The organism is Paenibacillus sp. LX16 (genome assembly GCF_036252815.1).
Lineage (GTDB): Bacteria > Bacillota > Bacilli > Paenibacillales > Paenibacillaceae > Paenibacillus > Paenibacillus polymyxa_B.
In genome coordinates this window covers 846,569-861,718 of sequence record NZ_CP141152.1, presented here as the reverse complement: position 1 = coordinate 861,718, position 15,150 = coordinate 846,569, and the positions used below count along the sequence as shown (strand labels likewise).

Annotated in this window: 8 protein-coding genes and 3 rRNA genes; 1 reads left to right on the top strand and 10 read right to left on the bottom strand. The window is 47.3% G+C overall.

Annotated elements, in window-relative coordinates:
* Positions 1–38 precede the first annotated feature (38 nt).
* From T3H97_RS03855 to T3H97_RS03810, 10 genes are all read right to left on the bottom strand, one after another.
* A complete protein-coding gene (locus tag T3H97_RS03855; protein WP_328801743.1) occupies positions 39–2,174 on the bottom strand; it encodes a DNA topoisomerase III in 2,136 nt (711 codons plus the stop codon).
* 129 nt (positions 2,175–2,303) lie between these two features.
* Positions 2,304–3,296, bottom strand: a complete 993-nt coding sequence (locus tag T3H97_RS03850) for a ketoacyl-ACP synthase III (RefSeq protein WP_328801742.1) — start codon at positions 3,294–3,296, stop codon at positions 2,304–2,306.
* 217 nt (positions 3,297–3,513) lie between these two features.
* Positions 3,514–3,630 (bottom strand): 5S ribosomal RNA (gene rrf / locus T3H97_RS03845).
* 151 nt (positions 3,631–3,781) lie between these two features.
* Positions 3,782–6,706, bottom strand: a 23S ribosomal RNA gene (locus tag T3H97_RS03840).
* Positions 6,707–6,991: 285 nt separating this feature from the next.
* Positions 6,992–8,547 (bottom strand): 16S ribosomal RNA (locus T3H97_RS03835).
* The 16S, 23S and 5S rRNA genes sit together here, the layout of an rRNA operon.
* A 450-nt stretch (positions 8,548–8,997) precedes the next feature.
* A complete protein-coding gene (locus T3H97_RS03830) occupies positions 8,998–10,368 on the bottom strand; it encodes an NCS2 family permease (RefSeq protein ID WP_328801741.1) in 1,371 nt (456 codons plus the stop codon).
* Between the two features lie 365 nt (positions 10,369–10,733).
* The gene (locus tag T3H97_RS03825; protein WP_190298624.1) at positions 10,734–11,672 is read right to left on the bottom strand and encodes an NADP-dependent oxidoreductase; all 939 of its coding nucleotides are present in this window, start codon (positions 11,670–11,672) and stop codon (positions 10,734–10,736) included.
* Positions 11,673–11,693: 21 nt separating this feature from the next.
* Positions 11,694–12,164: a MarR family winged helix-turn-helix transcriptional regulator gene (locus T3H97_RS03820; RefSeq protein WP_328801740.1), complete on the bottom strand. Its 471-nt coding sequence runs from the start codon at positions 12,162–12,164 to the stop codon at positions 11,694–11,696.
* A gap of 158 nt (positions 12,165–12,322) precedes the next feature.
* Positions 12,323–12,994, bottom strand: coding sequence for an SGNH/GDSL hydrolase family protein (locus T3H97_RS03815; RefSeq protein ID WP_134902574.1), 672 nt, complete (start codon positions 12,992–12,994; stop codon positions 12,323–12,325).
* 19 nt (positions 12,995–13,013) lie between these two features.
* Entirely contained in the window at positions 13,014–13,859 is an 846-nt protein-coding gene (locus tag T3H97_RS03810) for a LysR family transcriptional regulator (RefSeq protein WP_328801739.1), read from the bottom strand.
* A gap of 131 nt (positions 13,860–13,990) precedes the next feature.
* On the opposite strand from T3H97_RS03810, the gene T3H97_RS03805 reads away from it, so the two are divergent.
* Positions 13,991–15,121, top strand: a complete 1,131-nt coding sequence (locus T3H97_RS03805) for a Gfo/Idh/MocA family protein (RefSeq protein WP_328801738.1) — start codon at positions 13,991–13,993, stop codon at positions 15,119–15,121.
* Positions 15,122–15,150 lie beyond the last annotated feature (29 nt).

The following is a 15,150-nucleotide window of genomic DNA, read 5'->3' as shown; positions in this document are numbered from 1 at the left end:
CTGCTGATTATGTTGACTGCAGCACTTTTGGTCATCCGTTATTTGCCCTGCTTTTGTTCCATCGCTGCTTTTAACAAATCACCCAAACTGGAGCCAAAAGATTCCTGCTTTTCAAATTGTCTTACTAGCTTTTGCTGTTCCCGTTTGTTTACCCGTTGCTTGTCCTTATCCAACGTCTCGGTAATGCCGCAGGGCAGGCATCTTACATACAATCCTGCTTTGCCTTCTTTCATTTCCATTTTCTTATGACACTGCGGGCAACGTCGATTAGACAAACGTTTTTCTCCTGAACGACGGTATCCGCAATCCGCACTTGGACATACAAGGAACTTGCCTTTCTTGCCCTTCTTCTCCAACAGCTTTGTACCACAATCTGGGCAATGACTATTCGTCACATTATGGGGCTTGTACTCCGCACTGCTATTTTTCACAGTGGAAACCAGCTCTTTTGCCATAGCACGAATAGAATTCAAAAACGGTTCCGGTTGTCCTTGACCACGAGCAATCCGTTCCAGCTCCGCTTCCCAACGTGCCGTCAATTCGGGCGTTCGAAGCTGTGGAGCTGCCAGTTCAATCAATTGTTTACCTTTCCCGGTTGGATGCATCACGTTCCCCTGACGCTCAATCGTATCCGAGCTGACAAGCTTCTCAATCAGATCGGCACGGGTAGCAGGAGTACCCAGTCCATGTTTTTCCATCTGAGCGAGCAGGGCTGCTTCTGTATACCGCTTCGGCGGCATCGTTCGCCCAGCTCGTACAAGACAACGCTGTAACCGGACGGAATCTCCTTTTTGCAGCTCAGGTAAAATAACGCCCCGTCCATTGTTTTCCCGATCCTCTGCTTCTTCATCATCCATATCATAATGGTTCGCGTCATATACAGCACGCCATCCGCTATCTTTTACTGTTGTGCCTTTTACCTGAAACGTCTCCTGCTCCACCGTAACTGATACGGCTACAGCATCATAACGTGCAGGTGGATAGAATAGACTGATAAACCGTCGTGCAATCAGATCATACAGCTTACGTTCCTCTGGGCTCAACTGATTAAGCAATAATGTCTGCTCAGTAGGAATAATCGCATGATGATCCGTGACTTTACTGTCATCCACAATTCGCTTTGTGATTGGTAGGTTGTTACGCAATAACGGCCGTGCCAAGGAAGCATACGGACCTACTGCTACACTACTGAGCCTTTCCTTAAGTGTGTCCACCATATCGGATGTCAGATAACGGCTGTCTGTACGTGGATAGGTCACCAGCTTATGCTGCTCATACAGACGCTGAAGCAGATTAGACGTCTGTTTAGCCGAAAAGCCATAGCGCTGATTAGCATCTCTTTGTAGTTCCGTTAAATCATACGCTAGCGGGTGAGGCTCGTTCTTTTCGCTCTTTTTAACACTGGCAACTGTGCCTTTGGCTCCCTCAAGTCTACGGCGCGAAGCCTCTGCTTGAGTGCGGTCAAACATGCGTGAATCCCCGCTTTCTGGCCGCCAATTTGCCTGAAAATCGCCAAAATCCGCCGTCAAAGTATCATATTCCTGAGAACGGAATTCGGTAATTTCTTTCTCACGCTCCATAATCATCCCCAGCGTTGGTGTTTGCACTCTTCCAGCCGAAAGTTGGGCGTTATAACGACAAGTCAACGCGCGAGTTACATTGAGACCAATCATCCAGTCTGCTTCAGCTCTACAGCGAGCCGATTCATATAAACGATCAAACTGCTGACCAGGCAACAGCTTTGCGAAACCTGCTTTAATCGCCTTGTCCGTCTGCGAAGAGATCCATAAGCGCCGGAAGGGCTTTTTCCAGTTTGCCATTTGGATGATCCAGCGTGCCAACAATTCTCCTTCGCGAGCAGCATCTGTTGCCACGATAAGCTCTCCAATGTCCTGCCGCTTCATGAGCTGCTGCACAGCTTTGAACTGATGATTACTTTCGCGCAGCACCTTTAACTTTGAACTCTTCGGAAGAATAGGCAGGTCCTCCAAATTCCAGGTCGTATACTTAGAATCGTAATCCTCAGGCTCTGCTAAGCCGACCAAATGTCCCAGTGCCCACGTCACCACGTACTGGGGCCCTTCTATATAACTTTTATGCTTCTCGCGGCTACCCATCACACGTGCAATCTCTCGGGCCACGGACGGTTTTTCTGCCAATACCAATACCTTCATGTTACGCTCCTTTCTCTCATAGTGTTAATTATACCATCCTGCCATCTTACGATAAATTCTAATGCCAACGGCTCTTATTAACATGATCATACATACTAGTGCTATTGCTTCTACATGGGTTAGGATAACTTACAAATCAGGCACACTCCATTTTAATAGCAGGCCCGCATAGGTGAGGCCTCCCCCAAATCCATATAACAACACATGTTGTCCATACCGTAAACGTCCATCATCCAAACCACACTGCAAAGCCAACGGGATGGATGCCGCCGATGTATTCCCGTACAATTCTACGCTGGTCAGCGTTTTTTCCAAAGGTACTGTACTTCTTTCACATATGGACTCGATCATTCTCAAATTAGCACTATGAGGTACAAACCAGTCAAGATCCTCCTTCTTCATATTTGCCTTATCCAATAATCGTTCGATTCCCGTTGGAACAGAGCGAACAGCCCATTTATAAACCTCACGCCCATTCTGCGCAATAAAACCATGGTCTTGCAGCTTCTCTCCATCCAAATGATCAGATAATCCCACACGGTAAAGATGTGCTCCTCCATGCCCATAAGTACCTATATCTGAAGTTAAAAATGATCCTTCATCCTCGTCATATTCAACAAGTGCAACTCCTGCACCATCTCCAAAAAGTATACACGTCGTCCGATCCGTATAATCTGTAATTTTGGACAACGTTTCGGCTCCCACTACTAGCACCTTACGATGCAGACCACTTGTAATAAGGCCATTTGCCAAATGAAGTCCATAGGAAAAACCTGCACATGCTGCACTAACATCCATTGACCCCGTGTTTGGAATATCAAAATAAGCCTGAATACGTGAAGCCGTACTTGGAAAGTAGTAATCAGGTGTACTCGTCGCTACAATGATCATGTCAACATCGTTTATATTTACGTCATACAGGTTAATCATACGTGTAATAGCTTGTATACATAAATCAGATACATATTGATCTTCAGCCGCAATGCGTCTTTCATGCATACCCGTTCTCTGTACAATCCACTCGTTACTCGTGTCCACAAGCTTCTCCAAGTCAGCGTTCGTCAAAATCCGTTCAGGTACATAAGTACCAAAGGCCGTAAGCTTAGCTTTTGAATTCAACAATCTGATCACTCTCCTTTATTTGTAATCCTTATTCACATTATAACACCAGATACTAATACCTGGTACTAAATTATTTTAAAAACGTCTTCTTATTTACTAGTTAATATCCACTTATCCAGTTGAACTTATAACAAGCTCAATTTAAATAAAATCCCACTGCCTTTTAACGCAAAAAAAGACCATGATCTTCAAAAGATCATGGTCTTTTTTACTTGTTGCTTGGCGACGTCCTACTCTCCCAGGACCCTGCGGTCCAAGTACCATCGGCGCTGGAGGGCTTAACGGTCGTGTTCGGGATGGGTACGTGTGGAACCCCTCCGCTATCGCCACCAAACATGAATTTGCTATGCAAATTCTTCCGTACGGTTATTCGGTTCATCACTTATCGTGTGAATGAATAGCCATGCGCTTGTTGTATGTCACTTGTACATACCTTCAAGGTTACACCCTGAAAACTGGATCCGAAACTCATTTACGTTTTATTTTAGGATAAGCCCTCGACCGATTAGTATTGGTCAGCTCCATGCATTACTGCACTTCCACCCCCAACCTATCTACCTCGTCGTCTTCAAGGGGTCTTACATACTGGGAAATCTCATCTTGAGGGGGGCTTCACGCTTAGATGCTTTCAGCGCTTATCCCTTCCGTACATAGCTACCCAGCGGTGCTCCTGGCGGAACAACTGGTACACCAGCGGTACGTCCATCCCGGTCCTCTCGTACTAAGGACAGCTCCTCTCAAATTTCCTACGCCCACGACAGATAGGGACCGAACTGTCTCACGACGTTCTGAACCCAGCTCGCGTACCGCTTTAATGGGCGAACAGCCCAACCCTTGGGACCTACTTCAGCCCCAGGATGCGATGAGCCGACATCGAGGTGCCAAACCTCCCCGTCGATGTGGACTCTTGGGGGAGATAAGCCTGTTATCCCCAGGGTAGCTTTTATCCGTTGAGCGATGGCCCTTCCATGCGGTACCACCGGATCACTAAGCCCGACTTTCGTCCCTGCTCGACTTGTAGGTCTCGCAGTCAAGCTCCCTTCTGCCTTTGCACTCTTCGAATGATTTCCAACCATTCTGAGGGAACCTTGGGGCGCCTCCGTTACTCTTTAGGAGGCGACCGCCCCAGTCAAACTGCCCACCTGACACTGTCCTCGTACCGGATTACGGTACCAAGTTAGAACCTAGATACGATCAGGGTGGTATCCCAAGGATGCCTCCTCTCAAGCTGGCGCTCAAGATTCAACGGCTCCCACCTATCCTGTACAGATCGTACCCAAATTCAATATCAAGCTGCAGTAAAGCTCCATGGGGTCTTTCCGTCTTGTCGCGGGTAACCTGCATCTTCACAGGTATTAAAATTTCACCGGATCTCTCGTTGAGACAGCGCCCAAGTCGTTACGCCATTCGTGCGGGTCAGAATTTACCTGACAAGGAATTTCGCTACCTTAGGACCGTTATAGTTACGGCCGCCGTTTACTGGGGCTTCGGTTCATAGCTTCGCCCGAAGGCTTACCACTCCCCTTAACCTTCCAGCACCGGGCAGGCGTCAGCCCGTATACTTCGCCTTGCGGCTTCGCACAGACCTGTGTTTTTGCTAAACAGTCGCTTGGGCCTTTTCACTGCGGCCCCCTCGGGCTATTCACCCTACCGAGGCACCCCTTCTCCCGAAGTTACGGGGTCATTTTGCCGAGTTCCTTAACGAGAGTTCTTCCGCGCGCCTTAGAATTCTCTTCTCGCCTACCTGTGTCGGTTTGCGGTACGGGCACCTTCTCCTGGCTAGAGGCTTTTCTTGGCAGTCTGAGATCATGACCTTCGCTACTATAATTTTCGCTCCCCATCACAGCCCAGCCTTACGATGTGCGGATTTGCCTACACACCAGCCTCACTGCTTAGACGGACATCCATCAGTCCGCGTCACTACCCTACTGCGTCACCCCATTGCTCATAACGGATTACGGTGGTACAGGAATTTCGACCTGTTGTCCTTCGACTACGCCTATCGGCCTCGCCTTAGGTCCCGACTTACCCTGAGCGGACGAACCTTCCTCAGGAACCCTTAGGCTTTCGGCGGATCTGATTCTCACAGATCTTTTCGTTACTCATACCGGCATTCTCACTTGAATGCAGTCCAGCGCTCCTTACGGTACACCTTCAACCCGCATTCAACGCTCCCCTACCCCTGATGCAAGCATCAAGCCATAGCTTCGGTGGTGTGTTTAGCCCCGTTACATTTTCGGCGCAGAGTCACTCGACCAGTGAGCTATTACGCACTCTTTCAATGGTGGCTGCTTCTAAGCCAACATCCTGGTTGTCTGTGCAACTCCACATCCTTTCCCACTTAACACACACTTGGGGACCTTAGCTGATGGTCTGGGCTGTTTCCCTTTCGACAATGGATCTTAGCACTCACTGTCTGACTCCCGGAACTAAATCTATGGCATTCGGAGTTTGACTGAGCTTGGTAACCCTTGCGGGCCCCGCACCCAATCAGTGCTCTACCTCCACGATTCTTTTTTCCGAGGCTAGCCCTAAAGCTATTTCGGGGAGAACCAGCTATCTCCGGGTTCGATTGGAATTTCTCCGCTACCCCCACCTCATCCCCGCATTTTTCAACATGCGTGGGTTCGGGCCTCCAGTGCGTGTTACCGCACCTTCACCCTGGACAGGGGTAGATCACCCGGTTTCGGGTCTACGTCCACGTACTCATTCGCCCTATTCAGACTCGCTTTCGCTGCGGCTTCAGCTCTTCACCTTAACCTTGCACGGGAACGTAACTCGCCGGTTCATTCTACAAAAGGCACGCCATCACCCATAGATCGGGCTCTGACTTCTTGTAAGCACACGGTTTCAGGATCTATTTCACTCCCCTTCCGGGGTGCTTTTCACCTTTCCCTCACGGTACTGCTTCACTATCGGTCGCCAGGGAGTATTTAGCCTTGGCAGATGGTCCTGCCGGATTCATACGGGGTTTCACGTGCCCCGCACTACTCGGGATCCGTCTCGGAGGGAACAAGTTTTGAACTACAGGGCTTTTACCTTCTCTGGCGGGCCTTTCCAGACCTCTTCATCTAACCGGTTCCTTTGTAACTCCATGTGAGACGTCCCACAACCCCAAGGAGCAAGCTCCTTGGTTTGGGCTAATCCGCGTTCGCTCGCCGCTACTGACGGAATCACTATTGTTTTCTCTTCCTCAGGGTACTTAGATGTTTCAGTTCCCCTGGTCTGCCTCTATTCTGCCTATGTATTCAGCAGAAAGTGACTGTCGATGAAGACAGCCGGGTTTCCCCATTCGGACATCCCCGGATCAAAGCTTGCTTACAGCTCCCCGAGGCCTTATCGTTGTTCGCCACGTCCTTCGTCGGCTCCTGGCGCCTAGGCATCCTCCGTGTGCTCTTTGTAGCTTAACCTAGTATTTACATCGTAAATACGATTTGCTTTGATTTTCGGTTCAACACGAATGTGTGAATGAAATTCAAGGCAGCTACCTTTATTTCACTTGTTTACACAAGATCAGCTTAAAGGAATATTCTAAAACGCAATTTCGTTTCGGTATCCAGTTTTCAAGGTGCAAAGCTGTAAACAACCAACTTTTTTGAGAGTTTGAGCTCTCAAAACTGAGCAACGAGTGAGTAGTTTTTGAAGCATACGCTTCATATTTGAATGTTTCCGTTGCAGGAAACGATTCTCCATAGAAAGGAGGTGATCCAGCCGCACCTTCCGATACGGCTACCTTGTTACGACTTCACCCCAATCATCTACCCCACCTTCGGCGGCTGGCTCCCTTGCGGGTTACCCCACCGACTTCGGGTGTTGTAAACTCTCGTGGTGTGACGGGCGGTGTGTACAAGACCCGGGAACGTATTCACCGCGGCATGCTGATCCGCGATTACTAGCAATTCCGACTTCATGTAGGCGAGTTGCAGCCTACAATCCGAACTGAGACCGGCTTTTCTAGGATTGGCTCCACCTCGCGATTTCGCTTCCCGTTGTACCGGCCATTGTAGTACGTGTGTAGCCCAGGTCATAAGGGGCATGATGATTTGACGTCATCCCCACCTTCCTCCGGTTTGTCACCGGCAGTCTGCTTAGAGTGCCCAGCTTGACCTGCTGGCAACTAAGCATAAGGGTTGCGCTCGTTGCGGGACTTAACCCAACATCTCACGACACGAGCTGACGACAACCATGCACCACCTGTCTCCTCTGTCCCGAAGGAAAGGTCTATCTCTAGACCGGTCAGAGGGATGTCAAGACCTGGTAAGGTTCTTCGCGTTGCTTCGAATTAAACCACATACTCCACTGCTTGTGCGGGTCCCCGTCAATTCCTTTGAGTTTCAGTCTTGCGACCGTACTCCCCAGGCGGAATGCTTAATGTGTTAACTTCGGCACCAAGGGTATCGAAACCCCTAACACCTAGCATTCATCGTTTACGGCGTGGACTACCAGGGTATCTAATCCTGTTTGCTCCCCACGCTTTCGCGCCTCAGCGTCAGTTACAGCCCAGAGAGTCGCCTTCGCCACTGGTGTTCCTCCACATCTCTACGCATTTCACCGCTACACGTGGAATTCCACTCTCCTCTTCTGCACTCAAGCTCCCCAGTTTCCAGTGCGACCCGAAGTTGAGCCTCGGGATTAAACACCAGACTTAAAGAGCCGCCTGCGCGCGCTTTACGCCCAATAATTCCGGACAACGCTTGCCCCCTACGTATTACCGCGGCTGCTGGCACGTAGTTAGCCGGGGCTTTCTTCTCAGGTACCGTCACTCTTGTAGCAGTTACTCTACAAGACGTTCTTCCCTGGCAACAGAGCTTTACGATCCGAAAACCTTCATCACTCACGCGGCGTTGCTCCGTCAGGCTTTCGCCCATTGCGGAAGATTCCCTACTGCTGCCTCCCGTAGGAGTCTGGGCCGTGTCTCAGTCCCAGTGTGGCCGATCACCCTCTCAGGTCGGCTACGCATCGTCGCCTTGGTAGGCCTTTACCCCACCAACTAGCTAATGCGCCGCAGGCCCATCCACAAGCGACAGATTGCTCCGTCTTTCCTCCTTCTCCCATGCAGGAAAAGGATGTATCGGGTATTAGCTACCGTTTCCGGTAGTTATCCCTGTCTTGTGGGCAGGTTGCCTACGTGTTACTCACCCGTCCGCCGCTAGGTTATTTAGAAGCAAGCTTCTAAATAACCCCGCTCGACTTGCATGTATTAGGCACGCCGCCAGCGTTCGTCCTGAGCCAGGATCAAACTCTCCATTAAAGACCAACCGAAGTTGGTTTATAGAAAGAGCGATAAGCTCATGTTGAAACTGACGAGATAAAAATATCTCTTGTTTGATTTTGCGAACAAAATCGTTTTACTCACTCGTTGTTCAGTTTTCAAAGATCAAACCTGCATTTTGTTGATTCAACTTTTCGCCTCATCAACTCTTATATCATATCATGTCCGAACCAACTTTGCAAGCACTTTTTTTAGAATCTTTTTTTGTAACACTCGCTCGCAACATTGTATTTCTTGGCCGGAATTAGAATATACCATATGCATATCCCTATTGCAAGCATTTATTAGATAAGATTTCACAATGCTTTATTTATTATTCGTTTTCCTTCTATATAATAGCTCCTTTGTATCTATCTGCGTCTAACTACAAAAAAAAGAACCTCTTCCCTTAAGCAACAGGAAAGAGGTTCTGTGTTCTATATCTACTGATTATTCAGAGCCCATAAAGGCAAAGCGGATCACTACAATAATAGCAAGCACCCACATGAGCCAGTGAATTTTAACTTTATTGCTGGTAAACAGATTACTGAACACAGCCAGCACAACGTAAGACAGAATACCAGCAGAGATACCATTCGCGATTCCACCTGTGAAAGGCATTAGCACGATGGTCAAAAATGCAGGAAACGCCAATAGGAAGTTATCCCAGTCGATGTTGCGAACCTGACTCATCATTAGGACCCCAACGATAATCAGAGCTGGAGCAGTAGCGGCAGAAGGCACAACCAGAGCTAATGGTGCAATAAACAGGGCCAACAAGAACAGAACACCTGTCGTTACAGCAGTCAGTCCGGTACGTCCGCCTTCTTCTACCCCTGCGGAGCTTTCTACGAATGCTGTAATCGTACTTGTACCCAATACTGCGCCGGTACTTACACCAACAGCATCCACCAGCATCGCTTTACCGATAATTTTCTCGCCTTTTTTCTTATCTTTCATTATACCCGCGCGTGTAGCTGTACCTACCAAGGTACCAAACGTATCAAACAACTCTACAAATGTGAAAATGAAAATGATATCAAACAGACCAATATGCAAAGCTGCTTTCAAGTCTAACTGACCTACAGCCAAATTACTGAAATCAGGAATCCAGTTGCCTGTTGTCAAGCTACTCAGATTTGTTACTCCCATCGGAATACCGATTAATGTAGTAGCTACGATCCCAATCAGCAATGCACCTTTGACCCGAACGACCATCAGTGCTGCGATAATAAGCAATCCGATTAGCGCCAGCAGTGCATCCTTTTGATGTACCAGACTTCCCAGAATCAAATTAAAAGAATGACCCGGAACCGGTTGACCGACATCTGTCCCTGGAACGATGCTCACCATAACCAGATTACAAAGCTTGAAGCCGACAATCGTAATAAACAAGCCGATACCCACTGTAATGGCTGTCTTTAAATTTTCCGGAACCGCAACAAGCAGCATCTGTCTTACTCGTGTCACGGTTAAAATCAGAAAGACGATACCGGATATAAATACAGCGCCAAGTGCCGCTTGCCAAGTAATCATGCCATTGGAACTCAGGACTACAGTCATAAAATATGCATTCAGGCCCATACCCGGCGCCATGCCGATCGGCACATTAACGAATAACCCCATCAGTATAGTAACCAAACCTGCACCTACCGCCGTGGCAAAAAAGACAGCTTCACTGGGCATACCTGCTCCAGTCGGACCTAAAAAGGTATTGTTGACCACCAGAATATAAGCCATGGTCATAAAAGTAGTAATCCCCGCAATAATCTCTGTGCGGACGTTCGTGCCATGTTCCTTTAATTTAAAGAAACGCTCCATGAGTCGTAATTCCTCCTACGCAAAGCATACTCGTATTGTTGTCGTTCGTTTGAAGTAATATTCGCATTCATATGCGCTATATTATTACATTCGTTATTTTAGGCTCTCACCTACTGCTTGTCAACAGAAAAAGCGAATGTTACAAATTGAACACATATGCATTGTTCGGAAAACAAAAAAAACCGCAAGCTATTATGCAGCTGACGGGTTATCATTTAGAGGAATCAGATATTTTTGTACTTATCAAAGGCATTCGCTGTGTCCGGTATATTTTCCAGATAAACGATAGATCATAGTAGTGAAAATAATCTTCTAAAATCTTCATCGTGTGCAATTCCTTTCGTGCTGTATATGTGTATGTGTCCTTATGAGAAGATTATTGCAATTTTACCGACAGCGTGGTGGGTTTCGCTTAAAGCGTGTGCGTCATACAAACCTTTTTGTGAAAAAGGAAACGTAGCTCCTACTACCGATCTTACTTTCTTTTGCTCCAACAGATCGGCAATTTCCTGTAGTTGCTGTCCGTTGGGCTCCAGCCATATATTTTTGGCCGTTACGTTGTACTCCTTCACCAGCTCTTCGTCAAAATTGCTAACAATGGATATGATCCGTCCGGTATCCCTTTTCATTACCTTAAAGCTGTTCTTCTGAACATCCCCACCCATCGTATCGAACACCACGTCCACATCAGATAAAACTTCCTCAAAACGAGTTGTACGATAGTCAATGATTTGGTCGGCACCCAATGAAGCAAGCAATTCATGATTACGCTCACTGGCTGTAGTAATGACATAGGCTCCGGCTTGTTTGGCAAACTGGATAGCAAACATACCTACGCCACCTGCACCTGCGTGGATTAATACTTTTTCTCCTTTGGTCAGTTGACCATGTGTAAAGAGCGCCTGCCAAGCAGTCAACCCCGCCAAAGGTACAGAAGCGGCTTCCTCCCAAGAAATTGAGGCGGGTTTACGTGCCAGCAGATGATCATCCACCAAGGTATACTCGGCATAAGTACCGAACCGTGTGGTGTCCGGGCGTGCAAACACTTCATCTCCCACTTTCCAATCGGTAACCTCGCTGCCTACTTCGGAAATAGTGCCGGCGACATCCCAGCCTAAAATAATCGGGAACTCCCAATCCATCATTTGTTTTAAGTAACCTTCACGCAGCTTCCAGTCAATTGGATTGATGGAGGTAGCCGCCACTTTGACTACAACCTGATGAGCCTGTGGTGTAGGAGTAGCCACTTCTCTTTCTTTCAATTCATCCTTGCTTCCATACTGATCTATAACGATGGCTTTCATATTCATTTCCTCCTCGCACATTTACATATTCTTTACATTGCTAGACATACGCTGTAGCACATCTGTCAAAGCCACAATTTCCTCATCTGTAAACTTACATAGCAGCTTTTCCTGAAAGGCTTGTCTTTGCTCTGACAAAACTTGCAGCTCTTGAACCCCTAATTCGGTCAAACGTATATAGGTCACACGCTTATCCTGCTCTTTTTTACTACGTAAAATCAGACCTTCCTCTTCCAGCCTTCTCAGATGTCGGGTCACTGCTGCACCATCCAGAACGAGCAGATGTTGGAGCTCCAGCTGACTTAGTTCCTGACGATGATCAATATGATACAAAATTTCGACCTTGGTAAAACTGGTTTTTAACTGTGCTTCAAAAGCGTTATTCATTTCTTTACACAAAAGATGCATGCGATAAAACAACTGGCTTCTTTCAGAGCAACGTTCGATGACAAACCCTCTTCCCAATGCTTGACTTATCAATTGATATATCAAGTATTATACACCCTCACTAAAAATAAACAAGCCCTGAGACAAGTCTATATATACAAATCCTACAATCAGAAAAAAATGCTCAAGCTAAACGAATAGCCTGAGCATTCTAGAATTTGTAGTTAGTAGGGTCATTCGATAAAACGATGAAATGGTCCAAATTACAGTGTATTCATAAATCCCATAATACGGGCCGCCATCCGCTCGTGGCCTGCCTGATTCGGGTGCAGGCCGTCAGGAACACCATTTTCCCCTGTAAAGTACATCTGTTTATGTACAGGCAATAGTGGTTGAATTCCGGCGATATTCCACAGATCACAGCACGGGAAAGAATAAAGTGAGGCCACTTCTCTCACGGCCTGTGCATACGCGCTATAGACTTGACCAGTAATGGCATTAGGCAGATGCTCAGGAACCGTATCACTTGATCCGTGAGGCGGAGTCAAAAAGACGATCAGCTTGTCCGGGTAACGGTTAATTAGTCCTTCGGCAATATGCTTGAGCGCACCATAAAACGTACTCGTTTCTGTCGATGGCGTATCTAAGCTACCGAACGGTATTTCTCCCATCGAAAAATCGTTTCTTCCCCCCATAAAAAAGATCACGTCCGCATGAGGGTTCATTTTCTCATAACGCTCACACATCGGTTCAAAACCGCCGCTGGCTACACTGCTGCCGGATATGCCGTGATTCTCAAAGGTTAGGAATCCCAGTGCGTCGCTCACAAGGTGGGGGTAAGGCTTTTCTCCATCACGCAATTCATATCCAAACGTAATGCTATCACCCAGAAATACAGCATGGCTGCCTTGGTATTTGCCTTGATTGATTGTCATTCGATGTCTCTCCTATCTATTAGATCGTATTGTTGATTTCGATAAATTTATGTTCAATCGCTGACATTTCGTGATTTGGCCGGGTTATTAAATATGTATCCATGTAGCCAAAGGTTGGGGGAGCGGGCAAATAGGATGTTACTTTGAATTGCCGCGCAAGCCTTTTAGACATAAGGGTGATTCCCATTCCCATCAAGGCAAATTCCACCATCGTATCAAACACACCGACCTCCACAACCTCGCCATGGGTCAATTGCATGTCCTGATACATCTTCTTTAAATGCGTTAGGTACAGGCAGCCATCCGACAATATGATAATAGACGCTCCTTGGAGTACCTGTTTGAGATCTGAGCCTTCATGTATGCCTTTCCCCACCAGCACCAGCTCTTCACGGCATATTTTTTGATAATGAATATACGGGTTGGCGGGATACCCTGTAACAAAAGCAATATCGAGTTCGCCGTCAAGGATCAACCGCTCCATTTCCGTCGTGGTTCCGGTTTTTAATGTAACCGAAGCCTGCGGATACAGCTCATATACCTTCGTGAGCGCCCTCGTTGTTTCGCCCGCCACGATGGACTGCATGGTACCGATGCGCAGCTTTTCCTCCTGCGGTCTCATTTTCATCTCCGTGTCTTGCCATAGCAACAACATTTGCTTGAACTGAGCATACAAGGTTTCTCCTGCGGGTGTCAGCTCCATACCACGGGGTTTTCGATAAAATAACGCTGTGCCGTAATGGGCCTCCAGCTTCTTTATTTTGGCCGTCATATTCGATTGCAGGTGATTCAACTTTTGTGCTGCTTCTGTCAGGCTTCTCAGCTCTGCCACCGAAACAAATGCCTGCATATTTTCAATATCCATCCCTTCACTTCCCATCAAATAAAATGATACCTATATCATAAACAAGCATTATTATTTATGAGTTAAGTGTATTATATTGGCCTTGGATGCTATTTTCCACCCTCATTTTAAAAAGCAGGAGGTATGGCAACATGATCAAAAAGAAGATTCGTGTAGGTATCGTAGGAGGTTCGATGAATAATAAATGGGCCAGTCAAACGCATATTCCGGCTTTGCTCAAGCACTCCAACCTGGATATCACTGCCGTCGGTACTTCTCGTATGGAGAGTGCGCGACAAAGCGCAGAAGAAGTAGGTGCGGCACTGGCTTTTGATGATGCCAAAAAGCTCGCAGCTTCCGAGGATGTGGACATGGTTGTGGTGAGCATAAAAGTTCCCCATCATTACGAGGCGGTGATGGCGGCAATTCAAGAGGGAAAACATATTTTTTGTGAATGGCCCTTGGGGGCAAACACTGCGGAAGCTGCTGAAATGGCCAAGGCGGCGGAACTGGCAGGCATTCATCATACCGTCGGCTTGCAGGCACGGCAGGATCTTGAAGTGCAAACGATGAAAAAGCTCGTGGAGGGCGGAGAGATTGGTGAAATTATATCCTGTCATATGCAAGTAGCTACTCCCGGCAAAGGAGGACAAGTAAATCAGGATACTGCTTATTTGCTGAATAGAGCCAATGGGGCTAATCTGCTCACGATTAATGGCGGTCATTCCCTGGATGCGCTGCAATACATCGTTGGCGAATTCCGCGAGCTATCGGCCATCACATCATCCCGCTATAACCAAGCCACTATTCAGGAAACGGGTGAAGTCATTTCCAAGGATACAGCCGATCAGATTCTGATTCACGGACTATTAGAAAAAGGAGCACCGGTATCCGTTCACATTCAAGGTGGAGTGAGTTCTAAGTTTGAGATAGAGATTCAAGGGAAAAAGGGCCTTTTGCGTTTGTCACAGAATCCTTCGCTTGGGCATGTTCAATTCGGGAATCTAACGCTCGAAAAACTTGTGTACGATCCAAGCAGTACGCAGAGTCATGGTCCTAATGGCGCTTTTGAACAAATAAGTATAACTAGAGAGCCTAATATAGAAATGGATTTCCCAAAAGAAGGGGTAACCCTGAATGTAGCCAAGGCTCATTATGTTTTTGCCGAGGATATTTTGACACATACCCGTCTCGCTCCTGATTTCAACCATGCCTTAAAGCTGCATCAGCTACTGGACCGCATTGAGGAATCGGCTGCAACTGGGAAAAAGATCGTATGGTAAGGTAGAATTATAAAAAAAGAACCTTTAAC

What these genes read in the sequence shown, in the direction of transcription:
- T3H97_RS03810 (WP_328801739.1), bottom strand. Translation starts at nt 13,859, where the DNA reads ATGGATATTGAAAATATGCAGGCATTTGTTTCGGTGGCAGAGCTGAGA.
- T3H97_RS03830 (WP_328801741.1), bottom strand. Translation starts at nt 10,368, where the DNA reads ATGGAGCGTTTCTTTAAATTAAAGGAACATGGCACGAACGTCCGCACA.
- T3H97_RS03855 (WP_328801743.1), bottom strand. Translation starts at nt 2,174, where the DNA reads ATGAAGGTATTGGTATTGGCAGAAAAACCGTCCGTGGCCCGAGAGATT.
- T3H97_RS03825 (WP_190298624.1), bottom strand. Translation starts at nt 11,672, where the DNA reads ATGAAAGCCATCGTTATAGATCAGTATGGAAGCAAGGATGAATTGAAA.
- T3H97_RS03815 (WP_134902574.1), bottom strand. Translation starts at nt 12,994, where the DNA reads ATGACAATCAATCAAGGCAAATACCAAGGCAGCCATGCTGTATTTCTG.
- T3H97_RS03805 (WP_328801738.1), top strand. Translation starts at nt 13,991, where the DNA reads ATGATCAAAAAGAAGATTCGTGTAGGTATCGTAGGAGGTTCGATGAAT.